Source organism: Anabaena sp. WFMT (assembly GCF_051781005.1).
Classification (GTDB): domain Bacteria; phylum Cyanobacteriota; class Cyanobacteriia; order Cyanobacteriales; family Nostocaceae; genus Anabaena.
In genome coordinates this window covers 1-21,654 of sequence record NZ_JBPWOA010000037.1, presented here as the reverse complement: position 1 = coordinate 21,654, position 21,654 = coordinate 1, and the positions used below count along the sequence as shown (strand labels likewise).

At 39.1% G+C, this 21,654-nt stretch carries 19 protein-coding genes; 9 read left to right on the top strand and 10 right to left on the bottom strand.

All coding sequences use genetic code 11. The annotated features are described in order from the left end of the window. Positions 1-17 precede the first annotated feature (17 nt). From rodA to ACSQ6I_RS23635, 3 genes are all read right to left on the bottom strand, one after another. A complete protein-coding gene (rodA, locus tag ACSQ6I_RS23645) occupies positions 18-1,331 on the bottom strand; it encodes a rod shape-determining protein RodA (protein ID WP_438892818.1) in 1,314 nt (437 codons plus the stop codon). Between the two features lie 71 nt (positions 1,332-1,402). Continuing rightward, entirely contained in the window at positions 1,403-2,473 is a 1,071-nt protein-coding gene (locus ACSQ6I_RS23640) for an Mrp/NBP35 family ATP-binding protein (RefSeq protein ID WP_438892687.1), read from the bottom strand. 203 nt (positions 2,474-2,676) lie between these two features. Then, positions 2,677-3,189, bottom strand: coding sequence for an SRPBCC family protein (locus ACSQ6I_RS23635; protein WP_438892686.1), 513 nt, complete (start codon positions 3,187-3,189; stop codon positions 2,677-2,679). Positions 3,190-3,516: 327 nt separating this feature from the next. On the opposite strand from ACSQ6I_RS23635, the gene hemF reads away from it, so the two are divergent. Further along, positions 3,517-4,563 (top strand): oxygen-dependent coproporphyrinogen oxidase, encoded by a 1,047-nt coding sequence (gene hemF, locus ACSQ6I_RS23630; RefSeq protein ID WP_438892685.1) that lies wholly within the window; start codon positions 3,517-3,519, stop codon positions 4,561-4,563. Between the two features lie 286 nt (positions 4,564-4,849). Further along, positions 4,850-5,296: an STAS domain-containing protein gene (locus ACSQ6I_RS23625; RefSeq protein ID WP_438892684.1), complete on the top strand. Its 447-nt coding sequence runs from the start codon at positions 4,850-4,852 to the stop codon at positions 5,294-5,296. A gap of 47 nt (positions 5,297-5,343) precedes the next feature. Here the strand turns inward: ACSQ6I_RS23625 and ACSQ6I_RS23620 are convergent, their stop codons facing one another. Beyond that, positions 5,344-5,940 (bottom strand): chromophore lyase CpcT/CpeT, encoded by a 597-nt coding sequence (locus ACSQ6I_RS23620; protein ID WP_438892683.1) that lies wholly within the window; start codon positions 5,938-5,940, stop codon positions 5,344-5,346. 218 nt (positions 5,941-6,158) lie between these two features. Here ACSQ6I_RS23620 and psb29 point away from each other — a divergent pair, with 218 nt between their 5' ends. Further along, positions 6,159-6,866, top strand: a complete 708-nt coding sequence (gene psb29, locus ACSQ6I_RS23615; RefSeq protein ID WP_438892682.1) for a photosystem II biogenesis protein Psp29 — start codon at positions 6,159-6,161, stop codon at positions 6,864-6,866. Between the two features lie 235 nt (positions 6,867-7,101). Here the strand turns inward: psb29 and ACSQ6I_RS23610 are convergent, their stop codons facing one another. From ACSQ6I_RS23610 to ACSQ6I_RS23600, 3 genes are all read right to left on the bottom strand, one after another. After that, entirely contained in the window at positions 7,102-7,464 is a 363-nt protein-coding gene (locus tag ACSQ6I_RS23610) for a phage holin family protein (protein ID WP_438892681.1), read from the bottom strand. Positions 7,465-7,713: 249 nt separating this feature from the next. Further along, positions 7,714-8,370, bottom strand: a complete 657-nt coding sequence (locus ACSQ6I_RS23605; RefSeq protein WP_438892680.1) for an ExbD/TolR family protein — start codon at positions 8,368-8,370, stop codon at positions 7,714-7,716. Then, complete coding sequence (locus tag ACSQ6I_RS23600) at positions 8,360-9,148, bottom strand: MotA/TolQ/ExbB proton channel family protein (RefSeq protein ID WP_438892679.1); 789 nt, start codon at positions 9,146-9,148, stop codon at positions 8,360-8,362. Before ACSQ6I_RS23600 ends, ACSQ6I_RS23605 begins: the two co-directional genes overlap by 11 nt. A 219-nt stretch (positions 9,149-9,367) precedes the next feature. On the opposite strand from ACSQ6I_RS23600, the gene ACSQ6I_RS23595 reads away from it, so the two are divergent. Continuing rightward, complete coding sequence (locus ACSQ6I_RS23595) at positions 9,368-9,670, top strand: YkvA family protein (RefSeq protein ID WP_438892678.1); 303 nt, start codon at positions 9,368-9,370, stop codon at positions 9,668-9,670. Between the two features lie 27 nt (positions 9,671-9,697). Here ACSQ6I_RS23595 and ACSQ6I_RS23590 read toward each other — a convergent pair whose 3' ends face one another. Further along, positions 9,698-12,904 (bottom strand): glycoside hydrolase family 15 protein, encoded by a 3,207-nt coding sequence (locus ACSQ6I_RS23590; protein WP_438892677.1) that lies wholly within the window; start codon positions 12,902-12,904, stop codon positions 9,698-9,700. Positions 12,905-13,262: 358 nt separating this feature from the next. Between ACSQ6I_RS23590 and ACSQ6I_RS23585 the strand changes: the two genes are divergently transcribed. The 5 genes from ACSQ6I_RS23585 (at position 13,263) to ACSQ6I_RS23565 (ending at position 18,537) form a co-directional block, all read left to right on the top strand. Then, a complete protein-coding gene (locus ACSQ6I_RS23585) occupies positions 13,263-13,538 on the top strand; it encodes a ribbon-helix-helix domain-containing protein (RefSeq protein ID WP_071191377.1) in 276 nt (91 codons plus the stop codon). Next, a complete protein-coding gene (locus ACSQ6I_RS23580; protein ID WP_438892676.1) occupies positions 13,535-13,891 on the top strand; it encodes a type II toxin-antitoxin system PemK/MazF family toxin in 357 nt (118 codons plus the stop codon). Before ACSQ6I_RS23585 ends, ACSQ6I_RS23580 begins: the two co-directional genes overlap by 4 nt. Positions 13,892-14,319: 428 nt before the next feature. After that, positions 14,320-14,754 (top strand): lactoylglutathione lyase, encoded by a 435-nt coding sequence (gloA, locus tag ACSQ6I_RS23575; protein WP_438892675.1) that lies wholly within the window; start codon positions 14,320-14,322, stop codon positions 14,752-14,754. A 314-nt stretch (positions 14,755-15,068) separates the two neighbouring features. Beyond that, complete coding sequence (clpB, locus tag ACSQ6I_RS23570) at positions 15,069-17,753, top strand: ATP-dependent chaperone ClpB (protein ID WP_438892674.1); 2,685 nt, start codon at positions 15,069-15,071, stop codon at positions 17,751-17,753. Positions 17,754-17,961: 208 nt separating this feature from the next. Further along, complete coding sequence (locus tag ACSQ6I_RS23565) at positions 17,962-18,537, top strand: Uma2 family endonuclease (RefSeq protein ID WP_438892673.1); 576 nt, start codon at positions 17,962-17,964, stop codon at positions 18,535-18,537. 76 nt (positions 18,538-18,613) lie between these two features. Here the strand turns inward: ACSQ6I_RS23565 and ACSQ6I_RS23560 are convergent, their stop codons facing one another. Together ACSQ6I_RS23560 and ACSQ6I_RS23555 are read right to left on the bottom strand one after the other, a co-directional pair. Then, the gene (locus tag ACSQ6I_RS23560; RefSeq protein ID WP_438892672.1) at positions 18,614-18,739 is read right to left on the bottom strand and encodes a hypothetical protein; all 126 of its coding nucleotides are present in this window, start codon (positions 18,737-18,739) and stop codon (positions 18,614-18,616) included. Positions 18,740-19,038: 299 nt separating this feature from the next. Continuing rightward, on the bottom strand, positions 19,039-21,564 hold the full coding sequence (locus ACSQ6I_RS23555) for a tetratricopeptide repeat protein (RefSeq protein WP_438892671.1): 2,526 nt from the start codon (positions 21,562-21,564) through the stop codon (positions 19,039-19,041). Between the last annotated feature and the right edge of the window lie 90 nt (positions 21,565-21,654).

Sequence of the window (21,654 nt, the reverse complement as noted above, 5' to 3'; positions counted from 1 at the left end):
ATTTCCTATTCCCTGATTTAATAATACTTTTGTCGTTGGCGAAAATTGGCTACAGATTCTACTATTCCTAAAGCAATGAAGTTGGTCAGCATAGCAGAACGACCATAACTCATCCAAGGTAGGGGAATTCCTGCCACAGGTGCTAAACCGACAGTCATACCCACATTAACAATTAGTTGAAACACAATCATTGATAAAACACCTATAGCCAGCAGTGAACCAAAATTATCTTTGGCGCTTTGAGCTATGTGTAGTATGCGGAAGCAAATCAAGCAGAAGACAAAAAGTACTATTAAACAACCGACAAAACCAAACTCTTCACCAACCGCAGAGAAAATAAAGTCTGTATGCTGCTCAGGCACAAAATTTAGTTGCGTCATTGGCCCTTTGAACAAACCCCATCCCCAAACTTCCCCTGCACCAATGGCAATACGCGACTGAATCAGGTGATAACCAGCACCAAGGGGATCATGTTCAGGGTTTATAAATACGCTCAATCTGTCTTTTTGATATTCTTTTAATACATGATTCCAAGCGAAAATCCCTAATTCGCCACCTAACATATTGAAACTAAAGGAAGCGATCGCACTAATATTAAATCGCTTCCAGGGTAGAGTTTGCCAACCTAATATCCCCATAGCACCTGCCCAAACTAAACCCAAGGGACTAAAAGATAGTTCTTTAATCAACACTATGGGTTCTGACAAAGGCCAAGATATGCTAAACAGAATTGCCGACACCACAGGAGAAATCATCAGAATCAACCAACCAGGATTGGCATTTGCCCAATAAAGCATTCCTAAGACTATGGACGCAAATACTAGAGATGTTGCCAAATCTGGTTGTAAAAATATTAATCCCCAAGGAACAGCAGTGATTGCCAAGATACGGAACACAGTCTCAAGGTTAGAAGCTGTACGCCTGTGTAATAAAGCTGCTAAGGTGATGATTACGCCTATTTTGGCAAATTCTGAAGGTTGAACATTGAAGCCACCAATGCTAATCCATCGCTGTGCGCCTTTGGCACTAGTACCAGCGACCATCACAATCATGAGACTGAAATTAGTCAGCGCATAAGTTATCCAATGCCACTGAATCAGGTTTTCATAGCGGCAACGAGCCAAAAATAAAGCGATGAGTGCGCCAATACCAGCGACTAACCAGTGCCACCACCAGTCAGTTACTGGCTGCTTGAGTTCTGTACTGAGGATCATCAGACCACCGAACATACTGGCAGCAACAGGTAAAAAAAATAATAGCCAATCTACTTGCTGCCAGGGCTTAATCCAATATTGCCAGCGAATTTTGGGAAGCGAAGGTTTTAATAACATTGTGCGAGGAGCGACTTGAGCGTTAAACGGGGATTGGGGAATAGTTTTTCCCAATTACCAATTACCAATCCTTATGTCAGTGCAGCAACTGAGACTTTACCTGCGATCACTAGAGCGATCGCTTTGAGAGCTTTAGCAGCAGCTGAATTTGGATCAGCAACAACTATTGGTACACCATTATCACCACCAACTCTGGTAGAAATTTCTAGAGGTACGCATCCCAACAGTGGTACTCCTAACTCTGACGCAGTTTTTGAACCTCCACCGGAACCAAAAATGTCATATTTCTTATCTGGTTGGTCTGGGGGAATAAAATAGCTCATATTTTCCACAATTCCCAATACTGGAACACCCAACTGTTGGAACATCCGCAAACCCTTGCGCGAATCTAAGAGTGCTACAGTTTGCGGAGTGGTGACAATCACTGCTCCTGACATTGGTACAGATTGGGTGAGAGTTAACTGGGCATCTCCAGTGCCTGGAGGCATATCCACAATTAAATAATCCAGTTCTCCCCATTGCACCTGATAAAGAAACTGACGAATTATGCCATTCAACATGGGACCACGCCAAATTACTGGCTGATCTCGATCAATCAAAAAACCCATTGAAACTAACTTAACGCCATGATTAAACAAGGGTTCTAGAACTTCCCCTGTTTCTGTAGAGCGCACAGCAATTTGAGCATCAGCCAAACCCAACATTGTGGGGTCATTAGGCCCGTAAATGTCAGCATCCAGTAAGCCAACTTTTGCCCCTGTTTGTGCCAACGCCACTGCCACATTTACAGCCACTGTGCTTTTACCAACACCACCTTTGCCGCTAGAAACAGCAATAATATTTTTCACCCCCGGAACCCCAGTGCGGTCAGGTAAGCTTTTTTGTTGGGGTGTTTCTGCTGTCACTTCTACGCTGATATCTGTAACGCCTGGTAGTTGTTTAACAGCCTTTTTACAATCTTCGACAATAAATTCTCTCAAAGGACAAGCGGGAGTAGTCAACACCAAAGTAAAGCTAACCTTACCACTGTCAATTTTCACATTGCGAATCATATTCAGTTCTACCAGACTTTTGCGAAGCTCTGGATCTTCGACCGGTCGCAATATATCTAGGACTGACTGGGAATCTAGGACATCATACATAGCGTGTTTACCGTTGCCGCTTTATATAAAGCTTAAAAAATTTTCATTGACTTCTACTTGAATCTTAACTTTCTTGGGACATCAGTGATGAGAAAGATATTGCCTGGTAAAATTTAACCATAAATTAATAAACTTATAGGCTTGAAACCATGAGTGGCAGAGGAGTTCCAAATCCTTCTGTTCCCTTACCCCTGCCTCTTCGGTCAAAGCCAATCCCACCCTTCGAGCTTACCTTGTAAAGGTGGAGTTTGTACTGTTTCTACAGCTTCTATGAGAGAACGCGCTACCCGGTCTACATAAGGACGAGATAACGACCAAATGAGTGGAGATAACCAGCCTCGTAAAATTACAGAATAAGATAAATAAGATCCACAAACGGTCGATTCTACTTGATATGTCACCCTTTCTTCAATTCCAGGAAATGCTAAAACGCGGATACTGAGCATTTGCTTAGGATTAACTTTTTCTACAAAAAGCATAATGGGAATTGGCCAAAACCTTGTCATTGCTTGAAAAATCAAGCCTGGTTTGGGTACTAGTCCATAGGGAACATTTGTACTTTTGAGTAATGGATGCCAAGAGACATCTGTTAAGTCAACCACCTTTTGCCACAATTCATCTACAGAAGCGTAACTAAGCTCCCGATATGTCCGTACCAGAGAAGCACAAACCCGACGACGTTTGCGGTGGATGAATTGGGATAACCAACCTTGCACTGTCCTAATCCTCCTAGCTATACTCTGGCATCTGGGAAAATTGTAGTCAAACTCTCTATTTACCACAGATACCATACAGCAAAGTAGTTGCTTTGTAGACTAAATTGTTTATGATCTGGTGTCTGTCCCAGAATTTTTCCAGTTAAAATTGCAAATAAACTTAATGAATATACAAGCCTATACTTATTTGAGGGACAATAACTTTAGTCAATTGCTCTATCATGGCTTGACAAGTAAGAAAAAGCAGTTTTGGCTCTCATTGCTGGCAAATTTTTAGGTTAAAAATTTGTAGCTTTTTGAAAATCGTAACTTTAGGTTCGGGAATCTATGTTGACCAAATCACAAACCCCAGATGTAGCAGTAGAATCATCCGCGTTTTTACCACCAACTGACGGTAAGGTTAGGGTTCGTCAGTTTATGCAGCAGTTACAAGACAAAATCAGTCAAGGGCTGGAAAAGCTGGATGGTGTTGGTAAATTTAAAGAAGATGGCTGGGAACGCCCAGAAGGTGGGGGGGGAAGATCACGGATTTTACGTGATGGTGCAATATTTGAACAAGCAGGTGTGGGATTTTCTGAAGTTTGGGGGGATAGCCTGCCTCCTTCAATTTTAGCCCAACGTCCTGATGCAGAAGGACACAGCTTTTATGTAACTGGCACTTCAATGGTGTTACATCCACGTAATCCCTATGTACCCACAGTTCATCTGAATTATCGCTATTTTGAAGCAGGGCCAGTCTGGTGGTTTGGTGGTGGTGTTGATTTGACACCTTATTACCCTTTTGCCGAAGATGCGGTTCATTTGCATAAAACACTCAAACAGGCTTGCGATCAACACAATCCAGAGTATTATGCAGTGTTCAAACGCTGGTGTGATGAATATTTTTACCTCAAGCATCGGAATGAGACAAGGGGTGTTGGTGGTCTATTTTTTGATTATCAACATAGTCACAGTCAGTTATATGGTGGCACTAATCCCCATGGGGAAGCAGCCGCATACAGTGATAAAGTAGGTACACCAGCACCACGCAGTTGGGAAGAATTATTTGCTTTTGTGCAAGACTGTGGTGCAGCCTTTTTGCCAGCTTATGTACCGATTGTAGAACGGCGACATGGAATGGAATATAGCGATCGCCAACGCAATTTTCAACTATATCGTCGGGGTAGGTATGTAGAATTTAACTTGGTTTATGATCGGGGGACGATTTTTGGGCTACAAACCAACGGACGCACCGAATCTATTCTCATGTCCCTACCACCGTTAGTGCGCTGGGAATATGGCTATCAACCAGAACCCAATTCTCCTGAAGCTGAACTGTATGAAACTTTCCTCAAGCCTCAAGATTGGATAAACTGGAAACTAAATCAACTTTAGCGATCGCTGTGGGCTGAGTAAATTTCCCAATATTAATCCATAGTGAAGTATATTAGGACTTTGGTATTGTGAGATTTTACATATATGTATATTCTCTTGTCCTCTTAAATTTACTCAGCACTCGCTTTTAAGCATTAAGTACTGTCTACCCGGCAAAAATATTACTTATGGGTTGAAAAAATAGCAATATAGATAATTTCGACGTGGAGATTTCTTAGTCCTACTTCACCCACTGAAACATGAAGTACACAAAAGTTAATTAACAGCAATATAACGGATAGGTACAGTGAATATAGATCAAAAAATCTACAAAACCCAAGATGGTAATACTGTGATTGTCTTGAAACCAACAGATCGTCTAGACATCACTAGCGCTTGGCAATTTCGCCTCAAGTTACAGGAGTGTATTTCTAAACTAAGTCGTCATGTAGTTGTGAACCTGGGACAAGTAGATTTTATTGATAGTTCTGGTCTCACATCTTTGGTTGCTGGGATGCGCGATGCTGATAAGGTCAAGGGCAGTTTCCGCATTTGCAATGTCCATCCAGATGCCAAGCTGGTGTTTGAAGTGACAATGATGGATACGGTATTTGAAATTTTTGAAACTGAAGAAGAAGCTTTAGAAACTATATTCCCCAATTTAGTCAAAAACGAAAATCAGATTTCAAACCATGAGCATGAAAGCAATGAAGAACCGAACAATCCTTCTGGTTTAAATCCGCAATCTGCTTAATGATATTTTTGGGCTGATCTCTAATTAACGAATGCATAATGGTCGGCTCATGCTAGATTATATGCTTTTACCTTGGTGTAACGATAAGGCCCAACAACTGCGCCCCAAGTGGCTTTCCCACTTTCTGAATCAATTCCTTTGTCGTAACTGAGAAATGCTGTTTCAGTAGCCTCAAAACCCAGTGAAACTTGTATCTTGTTACCAAGATAAGTAAAGCTACAGATATTTTCTGGAGATTGAGAAGCTCTAAACCGATAGAGGTGAGGAGCTAGTGTTTCTTCAGTAATAGAAAGAATACAGCCTGGTAACAACTCTAGCTGATCGGATGTTAACGAATTCAGTAAAGTGGGATTATTTCCCGCCCCTTTCAAAGCGGCGGCATCTTTAGGCATATAGTACTGCACTTGCAAAGACTCAGATCCCTGCTGCAATCGCATGATTCTTTGGCGGTAAGGTTGATTGAGATTGACAATATTTGCTTGTTCAGCAAATAGGGTGATACTGTCTTCAGGGAAAAGATTAACTGGTCGTTGCCATAGACGCAGGTGAACATACCAAACAGACTCCGCCATAGCCTGTTCCTGATTGTTGAATTCCCCAGCTAGGTAATGACCTAAAGCTATTAACGGTGGTGATAAGCTCATAAAATAGGGCGTATTATTAAAGCTAATTATAAATTAGGGTATGGCGCATGAGGAATTATTCTTTTCCGCTGCATTTCCCCATTCAGATTCCTATCTGTTGTTTTTACTATGGCTTACGCCATGCTGGGCTATCCTGGTGTTCAGGCTTTTTTTTTATAACTTGGCAAAGTAGCCTTTAAACGACAAAATAAGAATACGTCGCCCTTAACATTTTCTTTGTGAATAACGTCCGTACAGTCTCTGATACAAAGCGAACTTTCTATAATCTTCATACCCGTCCAATCAATACTATTTACCGTCGGGTGGTAGAAGAGTTGATGGTGGAAATGCATCTACTGTCAGTCAATGTTGATTATAGTTACAATCCAATTTATGCCTTGGGCGTTGTCACAACCTTTGACCGCTTTATGCAAGGCTACTTACCGGAACGAGATCAAGAATCTATTTTCAATGCCTTATGTCAGGCTGTAGAGCAGGATCAGCAACGCTATCGACAAGATGCGACTAGATTGCAAGCTATAGCTCAAAGTTTGCCAGTGAAGGATTTAATTGCTTGGGTTAGCCAAACTACTCACCTAGATAAAGATGCTGACTTGCAAGCTCAACTGCAAGCGATCGCACATAATCCTAACTTTAAATATAGTCGCTTGTTTGCCATTGGTCTGTTCTCATTATTGGAACTGGCAGATCCAGAACTTGTCAAAGATGAAAAACAACGCAATGAGGCACTAAAAGCGATCGCTCAAGGTTTGCATTTATCGGAAGATAAACTTAGTAAGGATTTAGACTTATACCGTTCTAATCTAGATAAGATGGCGCAAGCACTGATAGTAATGGCAGATATACTCTCAGCTGATCGGAAAAAACGCGATCAGCGTCAACAACAAGCCAGCACTCCAGTAACTCCTCCTAGTACCAATGAATAATTCGTAATCCGTAATTCGTAATTCGTAATTTACTAGTACGTCATGGCATAAATAGAGTACCCATTTTTAGGGCTGCAATTTATGTTCATTGATCGATTCCAAAAGGGGTAACTTAACTACACCATTTTGTACTAGATTGTAAATTTGCTTGGGTGCAAACAAGGTTATTTTGCATTTACAAGTTTTTAACCTGCAACCTTTAATTACGAATTACGAATTAACAATTACGAATTATTTAAACACCCAGTAATTTGTAGAGTAGATTGTTGATAATAGTGAGTGTAAAAGCTCCTAGTACCGCACTCCAAATGCCATAACGTAAGCGAAAACCTTCCACTAACCAGGCAGCAATACTAAAGCAAGCAACGGCAATCATGAAGGTGAAGATACCAGATAATAAGTCAAAGGTGACTAAATTTGGTATCGTAAATACAAAACTTAAAACTGGTCTGACTAATGCTGTGATAATACCCAGAATTGCTGCGGAAAAGACGGCTTTCCCAGGAGTATCAATTTCAACTCCTAAAGGCAATTTACTAATAATCCACAAGCTGATAGAAGTGACTATCCAAACAATTAACAGTGTCACAATATTCATTGCCGCAACCCTTGAAACGTAAAATGGCAATTGGCGATAAATTACTTAGTCTATTGATAGTAAAATCTTTGTAGCTTAACCAATTATTTATAAATTAGCAGAGATTTTTTCTCTGACGGGAATTTATTTTAGATGTCTTTAGGTTTATCCTGTTTTCCCGGATATTAATAAAAACTCAAAATCCCCCAAAACCTCTTTAATAATATGGGCTTGGGGGATTTTAAACCTAAAACTTTTACAGAACTAGTTTTACCTTTTAGGTGTGGAATTGCTGACTCCCGGTGCTTCAGGCATTTGGGGTACACTATTGTTGGGAACTGTTGGCGAAATACCAGGATTTATGCCTTCTCCATTGCTAGGAAATGGAGGGGCTGAGGGCAAGGAAGGGGTAAAATTACCTTGTGTATCAGTACCTGGAATTGGCACCGTATTAGGTATACTTGGCGCAAAAGTTGGAATTGGTGAATTCGTGAGTGATTGAGATGGACCGGGAATAATTCCCAAAGAAACACGATTTCCTCCGACTTGTCTGAGCAAATCTAATGTTTGAATAACATCATTATAAGTAGCTGTGCGGGATGCATTCAGCACCAAAATACCATTAGGATTTGCTTCGACATACTGTCTTAAACGTGACTCTAATTCATCTTTTCTAACAGGATCTTTTTCGATGTAAGTTTGACCAACAGCATCAATAGTTACAGGCAAAATGTCACTTTTGCTCTGTGAACTAGCAGCAGAAGTTGAACCTGTGCTGGCTTTGGGTAAATCAACATTAATTGCTTGTTGCCTAGTAAATTGCAACGCTGCTAACAGAAAAAAAGTCAGGATACAAAAAACGACATCAATTAACGGGATGATTTGAATTTGGACTTCTTCAATGGGTGTATGTAAGTTAACTTTCATTTTCTAGCTCTTGTGCCGAGTTAGGGTTGGGATTCTGAGCCGTATTCTCTGGTGGGGATTCAGGAGTTTGGGTAAACTTGCTTTTCCCTCGCTTGCGGGGTGAATTAAAGCTTTCTCTGCTAGTGTCCCGTGCTATTCCTGATGTACTTTTGTGAGCATCAGGAGGAGACTGGCGATAAAGTAACTCTAAATCATTCCCGGCTTTGTTAAAAACCTTGACTTGGTTGACAACAAAACTCTGAAACAGGCGATAAAATACCAAAGTTGCGATCGCAACTATTAAGCCGGCGGCGGTACTAATCAGAGATTCCCCAATCCCAGTAGTTACCCCAGCGGTCGATTCAGTACCCAAATCACCAATGCGAATTGAGCGCAAAGACTGAATCAAACCTAAAACCGTACCCAACAATCCTAACAGCGGAGAGAGCGCAATCACAGATTCTAAAAGTTTTTCGCCCCTCCGCATCCCGGCTACTTCTTCAGCCGCAGTTGATTCCAGGGCTAGTCGAAAGGTTTCTGCATCACCTCTTTGTAAACGTAGCGGTGCATAGAGAAAACGTCCAACCGGCTGATCAGTAGCTCTTTCGGCAATTTCCGTAGCTATTTCCCAATTTTCAGTAGCAGCATCAAGGACACGCTCAACTATTTCCTTTTCCTGCATCAAAATCCGCAACCAGAACCATAGGCGCTCGAAAATGACACTTACAGATAGAACTGACAGCACCAGCAAAGGCCACATTGCTGGGCCACCCTTATTAAACAGATCTAAAATATCCACTGTGTAGGTTTCCTCCCTCCATTACTAGAGCAACAATGCCGAAGCATTTTAATTTTAGAGACTAATGCACCATTGCCACACCACTCATCTACTCTATCGCTAGGTAAGTAGTTTAACGACTTCTTAGTAGTACCATCTTCTATACACACTAGGACGGTTATTCCCACCGGGAGTTTAAAGCAGAATTTGCCAAAATAAAAATAACTGGAGGTTAAAAATATGAACTTCTCAATTCAATCGCTTTATAGCTGGTATCGGAACACACTGCGTAATCCTAAATACCGTTGGTGGGTAATTTTTGGCACAATAGCTTATCTAATTAGCCCGATTGATATTGCTCCCGATTTTATACCTGTTATTGGACAAATTGATGATGTCTTGCTTTTAACATTACTAGTTTCGGAAGTTTCTGGATTAGTAATTGACGGTTGGAAAGCGAAAAAAGGCAATGTAGAAACTAGTGTTAATGAGTCAACATCTACAGACAATACTGTTGATGTTGATGCTGTTTCTGTGAAGTAAGTTTTTTAACGCAGAGTTCCTCTGCGTTTAAGCATCTTCTCCAAACTCTATCAAAAATCTAAACGCCTTCAAAATATAATTAGCGCAATCTTGAGGAGAAGTGTTGTAAAAATGTGGCCATGCCAAACCTTTATCTTCATCATAATTGTTATTCCGATGGGGATGATTCTCCAACCACGCTAACCGCACTGCGTGACCGATTAACACATCTAAAACTATATATTCTTCAATTTGCAAGCTGGGGTTATTAGCGACTATTGCGGCTAATTCCATCAATGCTTCTACATTAACTTGGCGATATTCTGGGGCTTCAATTTTATTCAGCAAATGTTCAATTAGCAAAGCAAAATTTCTTTCTCCTGCTGTCATTTCCGAAAGCATTACTTCACTATCTAAGCGATTTCGCCGTTCTAATTTATCACCAATTACTAGACCTTTGCAATGTTGCATTAATAGCCAGACTTGTTTAAAAAAGTCTTTGGGGACGCGGTTAACTGCGCCTTCTGCTTGACGAAATCTCCGCCAATTCTCTGGAGAAACTGCGATTTCTTCGCTAATTGCTGGTAAAACTACCCAAGCGATATCACTTTCTTTTTGCTTGACGTGGAGCGATTCTTGTTGACGTAATAAACCACTCACGCCAGTATATCCTGTTAATACTTTATATAAGCGTATTTTTACTTCAAAAGGTGAAAGCTGCATTAAGTAATCATAAGCTTCATCTTGAGTAACGCCCAATTCCTGTGCTATTTCGCTGGTAATTAAGAGAATCAGATAACCAACTCTTAAAGTTAGCAGTCCTTGAAATAATTCTGGTTCTGATTTAATTAATACACCCAGGTAAATCAAAATCTCTTGCGTTAAAACGCGATCGCGGATATCCTCACGACAGAAGTTATTTATTTTGTCTACAATTTCATGGTGAGACATGGGTACAACCATCAGGGAAGCCTCACTGTAAGCCCTACCCACAGCGATTTGCTTACCTCGTACCACAATACTTGTCACCGCATCAGATAAACCAATATCCACCATTTGGCGTAAACCCGCAGCCCGTCGCACCACCGCCCAAATCCCTAAATCACCGGCTTTGGTGTAAATCTCATCCAATAAATCTGCTACCGTTACAGGCCGTCCGGGTCCACCATATCCCGTATCAAATTCTAAACCTTGTAAACGTTTTAACGTTTGTAGTAACTCGATTTGTTCATAAATATTTTCTGACGAACGCAAATGCACTAACAATGAACTCAAGTTAGTTTCACATTCCATTTTAAATTCTTGGGTATGTCCTAAGCGCCAATTTTTTCCAGGATGATGAGCTAGATAATAGCAGCGGATACTAGCATTTTTTACCACAGATTGGAAAAATTTCTCATCTGGAATAAAATCAATTGTTTGGATACCTGCGGTTAACATCAACTGATTTATTCGTCCTAATTTTACCTGTACACCGTTACAAACACCATCTTTAAGTTCTTGCATTAGTTCTAATAATGCTTCAGAACCAATTTCCAACATGGTGTGAGTTAACATTAAAGTCAGAGTCGGACGACCTAAATCACTCCAATATTTCTGAATATAAGCTAATTCACTTTTAAGTTGATCTACCAAAAAATGGTAATCAAGAGTTAAATAAAATTGCTGAGAATCTAAAAAAGATGGCAAAAATACAACTGTTTCACCGCAAATTCTAAAAATTCTTGATGTAGTTAAACTCCGCAAACGTCTTACCGGACGACCAGTTAAGCCAAGTTTATCATTACGACCAATTTGCGTGAAAATATGAGAAAGATCCCCAGCTTTTCTAACTTGAATTGGTTCAACTTGGGTAGGAGTTTGGGTTTCTATTCCATGCACTTCTAGCTTGGCTTGTAATTCTTCATCTTCTGCTAATAAGGCAATTTGAATTAACGCTTCACGTTTTTTATTTATACATAAATGTCTACCTAAAGGGTCAATTTCGCCAATTGCTATTAATCCTTCACTCAACATTTGACCAAGTAAGTATAAACTTTGCGCCCAAACCAAAGGAATATTTTCGTTAGGTAAACGGGGTTGAGTTTGTGGTGCTAATTTTTCGGCTTCGACGTTTTCAGCAGGGACATAATAAAGTTCAGGTAGTAATCGTAGTCCTTCACTTTCTACAACTAATGATTCTAATAGTTGTTGATATTTTTTAACTTGTTCTTGTTCACCACGAAATATTCCATCCAGAACTAAATATGTGAAAAATAACGGCCATTCACATTCAATATCTTCAAATTGCTTTAATTCCCCAGGTTCATAATGTAAGCGTTGAGTGTCTTCTAAAACAGTTTGATGTCCATCCCGCAAAAAGCGTTTACAACCGTATTTACCTGCGAGTTTGGTGATAATTTTATTAAAAGTCCGTTCTCGCAATTGCACATCTTCGACTGCAAAAGCGGGATAACTAATAATACTTAAAAGCGCTGCATCAACTTCTTTAGAACCTGATTCTCTTGGTAATAAAGATTCTAAGGTAATTCTGGCTCTAGCAATTTCATCTGGTAATACATGAATTACTGAAGTTTGACTTCCATGTATACCAAAAAGATTGAGTCCGTTGATAGCTTCTAAAGCTGCTTTAGCCATTCCTACGGAACTAGCATTTAATTCAGCACTACCATGATTAATTTTATTTCCTCTTTCCCAAATGCCAAAGTCTGGAGTACGGTAAGCTCGTCCAATATAATAAACTAAATTTTGGACAAAGTTAACTTCATCAAGTGTATAAATAATTGATAATCCCCCAGCAGTCATTTGTGCCAACATCAGTAAAAATATGGATGTAGCATCAAGTTGCAAATGTCCCCATTCGTCATCACCAACTACAATATCACCAGTGGCTGTATTGTATTTAGCGTGCAGTCCATCTAATAAAGATTGAGTATGTTTAAATGTTTCTACTTTTTGTGCTTGTCGCATCATTGCAAACAGCAACCCACGCATTAGTTTGACAACACTGTGCTGGAGTTCGTAGGTGCGTCCCTCGTCGTGGTCTAGTTTACGATATGCAAGAGCTAAACCCCAAACTGCTAAAATGCTGTAAACGTTATCTCTTACCCAAGCATCAGTATAATCACCATGAGCGGTAATTGCTGTACTCGCAGGGAGCAACCCAGTAATGGGATTTTGACGAGCTATGATAATTGTCTTGATTTGCTGGTAGTATAGATCGAGACGAGTTTGTAATTCCGTGGACGTTTTCATAAGTTGCTTGGTAAATTCAACCTTGTAGCGGTGAAGTAAATAATCTCGTACAAAGTAATAAAAGCACTAAATTTTCTAGTGAAATTACTGTAAATTTAGGCGTTTGGTTATATTTTTAATTGACAGACTACACAGATTACATTTTAGTTTAAGCAATTATATCTAATAGTTTACAACCGAATTAAACCAAGTTGTTTGTTGAAATTTTGCTGATCAAATTAACTGCTGTTCTTTAGGTCGCAAATTTGACTGTTTTATTATACCAATGACTGATTACTAATCATTTATTACTAATAATTGATGCTTAAAACGATATCATATAAAGCATCACTTCAGACATCACAGTCTAGAACGCGCCATGAAAGCAGAAACAATCCGCACGACGTTAACAATCCCGAAAGAACTGCTAGAAGCTACAGATAAAGCAGTGCTAGAGGGAAAAGCCAAAAGTAGGAATGATTTTGTGGTGCAGGCTTTGAAGCGGGAATTAGCAGCACAGAAAAGAGCCGAAATTGATGCTGCTTTGGCAGAAATGGCAAAAGACCCAGATTATCAGACCGAAGTATTAAAAATGGAGGCTGAATTTGCGCCGGCTCAGTGGGAGGCGTTGCAGCTAGGGGAATCTCCAAGATGAGAAGGGGTGAAGTGTATGATGCGCGTCTAGAAATGACAGAAGGTTCAGAACAGGGAGGAACTCGTCCCGTAATTATAGTCAGTCGTGACGTGATTAATCTATCTAGCCCAGTGGTTTTAGCAGTACCCTGTACCACTTATCAAGACGGTAAGAGGGTGTACCCTACTCAAGTTTTAATTTTAGCACCTGATGGCGGATTGAGGAAAGACTCAATTGCAATGGCGGATCAGGTGCGAGTGTTGTCTAAAACCCGCTTTTTGCGTTTACGAGGTGTACTTTCTCAGGTAGTAATGGCGCATTTGGCACAGGCTCTGGTGATTGCGTTAGATTTACCGAGTTTGGAGGAAGATTAATCAATATTCGGTGCTGATTAACCTTGGGATGATTGAGCTTAATCAGGGTGCTAATCACCATATTTTCACAGTATTGAATAAGATTGTTTTATTCGCTGGCAAGTTTTTGGGTTAGGTTTGGATGAATGCAGCAATGGGATTTGTTGGTGCATCTGTAATTGCCAAATTTTCCTGTGGTTTGGTGTTATTCACAAATACCAGAATACTAAAAACCTCCTATTAAACCATACTCAAAAAAAATAAACAGAAACTGGGGAATATTTGCGTTAATAAATTGCTGAATGAAAGGCCGCAATTACTAGGTCACTTCCAAAAGAGTTACAAATACAATTACCAACTATTGAGCAATTAAAAGCAGAGTTTAGACGCGGTTTCTGTAGAAATTGCTGAGGAGAGATAAAATATAAGAATTGAACAAAGGTATGAATATGCGATTACTACACACAATGCTGCGAGTCGGGAACCTAGAAGAGTCATTAAAATTTTACTGTGAACTACTAGGAATGAAATTACTGCGACGCAAAGATTATCCAGGTGGAGAATTTACCCTCGCTTTTGTTGGCTATGGTGAAGAAAGCGACCATAGCGTACTAGAATTAACTTATAACTGGGGCGTGGAAAAGTACGAATTGGGTAATGCTTACGGTCATATTGCTTTGGGAGTAGATGATATTTACGCTACCTGTGAGGAAATTAAAAATCGTGGTGGTAAGGTAGTCCGGGAACCAGGGCCTATGAAACATGGTTCTACTGTCATTGCTTTTGTGGAAGATCCAGATGGGTATAAAGTTGAGTTAATTCAATTGGCTACTCACGGAACTACTGAAAAAGCAGAATCAGAAAACCAGCTGGTGAAACAGTAGTTTGTTCACCAAAAAATTTAGGTAAAGCACAAAAAGTCCAATTTACTCAGGCTTCAGCTAAATTAGGAAAGAGGGGATTACTAAATTACCAATCTCAAATTGCCACCGAAGATATAAGCGGATATACGCTAATTATGTTTGGATCGTTATTTGGGTGGAGTGGGATACTAGGAAAAGACTAGATATGTAGTATGAAGCAACACTAAATTTTCGGCTGTTTCCCTGTTTGTATGCACAGCGAAAGGTCTTGCTAGTCTATATACTTAAAATTTCCCCATTCCCCAATTTCTCAACTAAAATCCAAAATTCTACAGATGCAGCCTACAGATCCTAATAAATTTACTGATACGGCCTGGGAAGCGATTACTAAATCTCAGGATATAGTCCGTGCTTATCAACAACAGCAATTAGAAGTCGAACATTTAATTATTGCTCTTTTAGAAGAACCTACAAGTTTAGCTATAGGTATTTTAGCCCGTGGAGATGTTGATTCTAACCGTTTAAAACAGCAGTTAGAAGCTTATACCCAACGTCAGCCGAAAGTTGGTAAAAGTGATCAGCTTTACTTAGGACGCAATTTAGATTTGCTACTTGATCGCGCTGAAGTAATTCGAGCGAGAATGAGAGAAGAGGAAATTGGGGAGGGACATATACTCCTGGCTTTAGCTGAAGACGATCGCATTGGCAGAAAAATATTTAAAGGCTTAAATGTAGATATAGCTAAGTTAGAAGCTGCTGTCAAAACTGTTCGCACTACCCAAAAGGTGACTCAAAAGGTGGGAGAACCAGAATCTACAGATGCACCTTACGAAGCATTAAAACGATTTGGAATAGATTTGACAGAACGGGCAAAAGCGGGAAAATTAGATCCTGTGATTGGCCGAGATGATGAAATTCGCCGGGTAATTCAGGTTTTATCGCGTCGTAGTAAAAATAACCCTGTTTTGATTGGTGAACCTGGCGTTGGTAAAACTGCGATCGCAGAAGCTTTAGCTCAAAGAATGGTCAACGGCGACGTTCCCGAATCTTTGAAGAATCGTCAATTGATATCTTTAGACATCGGTAGTTTAATCGCTGGCGCAAAATACCGAGGTGAGTTTGAAGACCGTTTAAAAAATGTCCTCCGTGAAGTTATTGAATCTAACGGGCAAATTGTTCTCTTCATTGACGAACTTCATACCGTTGTTGGTGCTGGTGCTAACCAACAAGGCTCAATGGATGCTGGTAATTTGCTAAAACCCATGTTAGCGCGGGGTGAATTGCGGTGTATTGGTGCGACAACTTTAGATGAATATCGCAAACACATAGAAAAAGATGCTGCACTTGAACGCCGTTTTCAACAAGTATATGTAGACCAACCAAGCGTAGAAAATACAATTTCGATTTTGCGGGGTTTAAAAGAACGTTATGAAGTGCATCATAATGTGAAAATTTCTGACTCCGCTTTAGTAGCTGCCGCAACTTTATCAGCGCGTTACATTGCTGACAGGTTTCTACCCGATAAAGCTATTGACTTAGTAGACGAAGCCGCAGCGAAATTGAAAATGGAGATTACCTCCAAACCAGCGGAATTAGAAACCATTGACAGACGTATAATGCAGCTAGAAATGGAAAAGCTGTCATTATCTGGAGAAGAAAAAGCTAATTCCCCCACTAGAGAGCGTTTAGAGGGAATTGAGCAAGAAATCAGCATTTTAACTGTAAAACAGCAAAAATTTAATGAGCAATGGCAAGGTGAAAAGCAGTTATTAGAAGCTATTAGCGTTTTAAAGAAAGAAGAAGATGCCTTGCGGGTGCAAATTGAACAAGCAGAACGAGATTATGATTTGAATAAAGCTGCTCAACTTAAGTATGGCAAATTGGAGGGAGTGCAGCGCGATCGCGAAGTTAAAGAAGCACAACTGTTAGAAATTCAAAATCAAGGTTCAACCCTGCTGCGAGAACAAGTCACAGAAGCCGATATTGCTGAAATCGTCGCCAAATGGACAGGAATACCCGTTAATCGTCTTTTGGAATCAGAACGGCAAAAATTACTCAAACTCGAAAGCCATTTACATGAACGGGTCATCGGTCAAGAAGAAGCCGTTTCCGCCGTCTCTGCGGCTATTCGTCGCGCCCGTGCAGGGATGAAAGACCCCTCTCGCCCCATTGGTTCATTTCTGTTTATGGGTCCAACTGGAGTAGGTAAAACCGAACTCGCCCGTGCTTTAGCTCAATTTCTTTTTGATTCTGATGATGCTTTAGTCCGGTTAGATATGTCCGAGTATATGGAAAAACACTCGGTTTCTCGCCTCGTGGGTGCGCCTCCTGGTTATATTGGCTACGAAGAAGGTGGACAACTTTCCGAAGCAATTCGCCGCCATCCCTATTCTGTAGTGCTTTTGGATGAAGTTGAAAAAGCCCATCCAGATGTATTTAATATTTTGCTGCAAGTATTAGATGATGGTAGAGTTACTGATTCCCAAGGACGCGCTGTAGATTTTCGCAATACCGTCATAGTCATGACTAGCAACATCGGTAGTGAACATATTCTCGATGTCGCTGGTGATGATAGCAAATATGATATGATGCGAAACCGAGTTATGGAAGGTTTAAGAAGTCACTTCCGTCCCGAATTCCTGAACCGCGTTGATGACTTGATACTCTTCCACACCCTCAACCGTTCAGAAATGCGGCATATTATCCGTATTCAACTCAAACGGGTGGAAAACCTGCTCAAAGAGCAAAAAATCTCCTTTGAAATCTCCCAAGCGGCTTGTGACCACTTAGTAGAAGCAGGTTATGATCCAGTTTATGGCGCACGTCCGTTAAAAAGGTCAATTCAGCGTGAAGTAGAAAATCCTCTGGCGACTAAGTTATTAGAAAATACCTTTATTTCTGGTGACACAATCATCATTGATAAGGGTGAACATGGTCTGACATTCGCTAAAAAACAGTCAGTTAAGGTAACAGTGGGGAAAAAGACTGTGAAGTTAATAGAAGCATCTTCTGAAGTGTAAGTTTATACTGCAAAAGTGTAAAACATGAACTTATGTCATACTGAGCGTAACGTAGTGCAGCGAAGTATCTCGGAGATTCTTCACTCCGTTCAGAATGACACTTTTAACCCGTTTTTAGTTTATATAACTTGTGGGGGTGGATAGGATAATTAATATCTCTACATCCCTTTCCACCAGATATCTAATATATTTACCGAGGGTATTTTTTATGATTGCAAATCTCAGTTATAACTATATTTCCCCCGCAGAATATCTCCAAGGGGAAGAAACCAGCCCTATCAAACATGAATACAGACAGGGACAAGTTTATGCAATAGCAGGTGCTAGTAATACTCATGTAGTTATTAGTGGCAATGTGTTTGCTATGTTAAGAAATCATCTGCGAGGAAGTGGATGTCAAGCTTATATTTCCGACACAAAAGCGCATATTGAAAAAATGGATATTTATTATTATCCTGATGTAATTGTTAGTTGTGATCCAAGAGATAAAGCCTTTAATAACTTTTTACGTTATCCCTGTTTAATTATCGAAGTTTTATCTCCTACTACAGAAGCTTTTGATAGAGGTGATAAGTTTGCTGACTATCGTAATTTAGATTCACTTCAAGAATATGTGTTAGTCAGTCAAAATAAAATCAATGTAGAAATTTTCCGTCGTAATTCAGAAGGTCAATGGTTATTTTATAGTTATGGAAAGGAGGAAAATTTACATTTAGCAAGTGTAGATTTTCAATGTTCTATAAATGATGTATATGAAGATGTAAGTTTTGAATCTCCCTCTTAATTTGGCAAAGCATCTAATTGTCTGAATCAGGATATCCAGGATGATAGGATTTACAGAATGATAGATACAAGAGTGATTATTGTGGATGATTTATGGATTTCACTTTAATCACCGTGTCATTTTCCAATACTTGTCGGTTAAACTCAAAACCATGAAATTGAGTAGGTTGGGTTGAGGGACGAAACCCAACATTTACAGACATTTGTTGGGTTTCACTTTCTACAAAAATCCTTAACCAAACAGTATTGTGTCATTTTCTATCTAAACAGGTTTCTATTTATGGTTTTAGTAGTTGTTCTTAATGGTTTTTGGTAAGTTAACTATGAATTTTACGTAAATTATACATACTTAGTTTAGTGAGAATTTCCCACAAAATCGCACTGTATTTATTTAACTCAAGTATGATATTGTTCAGGATTTGAGTAATTTATCAAGTATTTTGACACTTATAATCCTGTAAATCCTTAAATCCTGGACATCCTGATTCAGACCATTTTATTATTACGTATCATCATCAGATGCTTCTGTTTGCTGTTGCAAATACTCTCGAATAGATGACAATAACTCAGGATTACTTTCCATCATTTCCAGCAAAGTTAATGCTGTTTCATTATTAAGTACAGGAAGGTTTGCTTGTTGTGCAAGTGTTTGGAGAATATAACCCAATGTTTCCGTATTGCAATGCAGAAAATTCTGTATATGTAAGCCTTTTACTGTAAGTTCTGCGTTTTGGGTATTAGGATGCTGATGACCTAATTTTTTTTGATATATTGCTAATATTTGTTGAACTAAATTTTCAGCTTCTAAGTATTTACCTTGCGCTTCATACAAAAATACCAAATTATTGATACTGGAAACAACATCGGGATGATCAGCACCTAATTGGCGTTTTCTGATTTCTAAAGATTGCAAATAAAGAGGTTCAGCTTCATTATATCGTTTTTGAGATTTATACAGTCCTGCCAAATTATTGAGACTGATCACTACACAAGGATGTTCTGCACCGAGTTTGTATTTTAAGACTTCTAAAGATTGAAGAACGAGAGGTTCTATCTCACCGTGTCGTCCTTGATTTTTGTATAATCCTCCTAAATTGTTAAGACTGATTGCAACATCAGGATGGTCATCACCTAATTGGAATTTTCTGATTTCTAAAGATCGTAAATAAAGAGGTTCTGCTTCACTATATCTTTTTTGAGATTGGTATAGTGCTGCTAAATTATTAAGAGTAGATGCGATATTAAGATATTCTGGGTCTAGTTGGTTTTTATAGATTTCTAAAGATTGTAAATAAAGAGGTTCAGCCTCATTATATCGTTTTTGAGATTCATACAATAATGCTAAATTATTAAGACTGGTTGCAACATCAGGATGATTATTACCTAATTTGTATTTTCTGATTTCTAAAGATTGTAGAAAAAGAGGTTCTGCTTCACTATACTGTTTTTGATAAAAATATAATCCGGCTAAATTATTAAGACTGGTTGCAACATTAGGATGATCTGCATCTAGTTGATACTTATATATTTCTAAAGATTGGATAAAAAGAGGCTTTGCTTTACTATATCGTCCTTGATAATTGTATAACAATGCTAAATTGTTAAAACTGGAAGCAACATCGAGATGATCAGTACCTAATTGGCATTTTCTGATATCTAAAGATTGCAAATAAAGAGGTTCAGCATCATTGTATCGTCCTTGTGATTGATACAATAACGCCAAACCATTTAAACTGTAAGCAAATTCAATATTTCCATTATTTGCAGACCAAGCAATCATATTTTTTAGATGTGGTTCAATTAGATTGAATGTTTCTAAATTGCTTGATTGATTAACATTACTGGCAACATCAACAAACACATCACAATATACTTGTTTGATTTGGTCATAGTCAGAATGCTGTTTGAGATGTTCACTAAAATAGTCGTGAATAAGTAAATGTAAATTATAAATATTTTCTCCAACAGGGATCACCAAATGCAGCTTACGAAGAGATTTTAACCAACGGTCTTTTAAATTATCCTCACTAAATGATTCACCTTGCAACTGTTGATAAATTGCTGTCACAAAACCCCAATGAATAGGAGAAGCTGCAAAAGCACCCAATACACAAGCGAGATGTTTAGCTTCTGGTTTCAATTCATCCCAACTTAAATCAAATGCAGCTTGCAAACCTCTTTGTGCTTCTATTCCTCCTGGTACTTGTTCTGGTGACAATGAAGGATGTTTGACTTTTTCTTGTAACTTACCACGCATTTTTAACAGTGATAAATCCTGATAGTCTTCATCATCTAAATAATATGCCACCAATTCTAAAGCTAAAGGCAAATATCCCAACTCATAACAAAGTAGTTTAGCCTGTTCTGGTTCTTGATTAATTCGTGATTGTCCAATAATTGAAGCTAATAATTCTACTGCTGCATCTTCTGATAATACTTGTAATTCTAATTTTTCGGCAATGCGTTTATCTGGTGTTTCCCGCGAAGTCATCAACAACCGCATAGAAACTAAATCTTTTGGTGGTAAATAGGTTTTGATATTATCAGCTAACCCAGATACATCATCAAGAATCAATAATACATTTTCTGTTTGCCCTTTCCATGCTTGCCAACAAGCGTTTACCTGTTGTTGAGTAGATAAATTGGCTGGTAAAGGGGCTTTAAATTTCCATTCAGTCAATGCGATAATTTCCGCAGCCATATTTTGTCTATCTCTGGCATCAATATAATAGACTCCACCAGTAAAAAATGATGTGCATTCTGTGAGATTTGCATATTCTCGCACCAGTCCAGTTTTACCAACTCCACCCATACCAGAAACAACACAAACGTTTTTACCACTTTGCAATAATTTATGGAGTTCTGCTAATTCCTCTTCGCGTCCAAACAGTCCACCCTCACGGGGTTGGGGTGGTGTGAAAGGGTTTGTTTCTAGTTGTGGTGGAAGAGAGGAAAAGATGTTATTTTGAACATTACCTTCGCCGACTTGTGTGATGTTTATTTGTTTGTTGATATTGTTGGGGTTCATAGGAGAATTACAATTAAAAAGTGTTCAAATAATTGATAAATAAAAGGGTTTAGCAATGCTAAACCCCTACGTGCTATTTTGTCTATATGC

Excerpts from the sequence above, each read along its gene's own strand:
- ACSQ6I_RS23605 (WP_438892680.1), bottom strand. The coding sequence starts at position 8,370 with ATGAAAGTTAACTTACATACACCCATTGAAGAAGTCCAAATTCAAATC.
- ACSQ6I_RS23560 (WP_438892672.1), bottom strand. The coding sequence starts at position 18,739 with ATGTCTGTAAATGTTGGGTTTCGTCCCTCAACCCAACCTACTCAATTT.
- ACSQ6I_RS23585 (WP_071191377.1), top strand. The coding sequence starts at position 13,263 with ATGAAAGCAGAAACAATCCGCACGACGTTAACAATCCCGAAAGAACTG.
- rodA (WP_438892818.1), bottom strand. The coding sequence starts at position 1,331 with ATGTTATTAAAACCTTCGCTTCCCAAAATTCGCTGGCAATATTGGATT.
- hemF (WP_438892685.1), top strand. The coding sequence starts at position 3,517 with ATGTTGACCAAATCACAAACCCCAGATGTAGCAGTAGAATCATCCGCG.
- clpB (WP_438892674.1), top strand. The coding sequence starts at position 15,069 with ATGCAGCCTACAGATCCTAATAAATTTACTGATACGGCCTGGGAAGCG.
- ACSQ6I_RS23580 (WP_438892676.1), top strand. The coding sequence starts at position 13,535 with ATGAGAAGGGGTGAAGTGTATGATGCGCGTCTAGAAATGACAGAAGGT.
- ACSQ6I_RS23620 (WP_438892683.1), bottom strand. The coding sequence starts at position 5,940 with ATGAGCTTATCACCACCGTTAATAGCTTTAGGTCATTACCTAGCTGGG.
- ACSQ6I_RS23610 (WP_438892681.1), bottom strand. The coding sequence starts at position 7,464 with ATGAATATTGTGACACTGTTAATTGTTTGGATAGTCACTTCTATCAGC.
- ACSQ6I_RS23565 (WP_438892673.1), top strand. The coding sequence starts at position 17,962 with ATGATTGCAAATCTCAGTTATAACTATATTTCCCCCGCAGAATATCTC.
- ACSQ6I_RS23555 (WP_438892671.1), bottom strand. The coding sequence starts at position 21,564 with ATGAACCCCAACAATATCAACAAACAAATAAACATCACACAAGTCGGC.
- ACSQ6I_RS23590 (WP_438892677.1), bottom strand. The coding sequence starts at position 12,904 with ATGAAAACGTCCACGGAATTACAAACTCGTCTCGATCTATACTACCAG.
- gloA (WP_438892675.1), top strand. The coding sequence starts at position 14,320 with ATGCGATTACTACACACAATGCTGCGAGTCGGGAACCTAGAAGAGTCA.
- ACSQ6I_RS23595 (WP_438892678.1), top strand. The coding sequence starts at position 9,368 with ATGAACTTCTCAATTCAATCGCTTTATAGCTGGTATCGGAACACACTG.
- ACSQ6I_RS23640 (WP_438892687.1), bottom strand. The coding sequence starts at position 2,473 with ATGTATGATGTCCTAGATTCCCAGTCAGTCCTAGATATATTGCGACCG.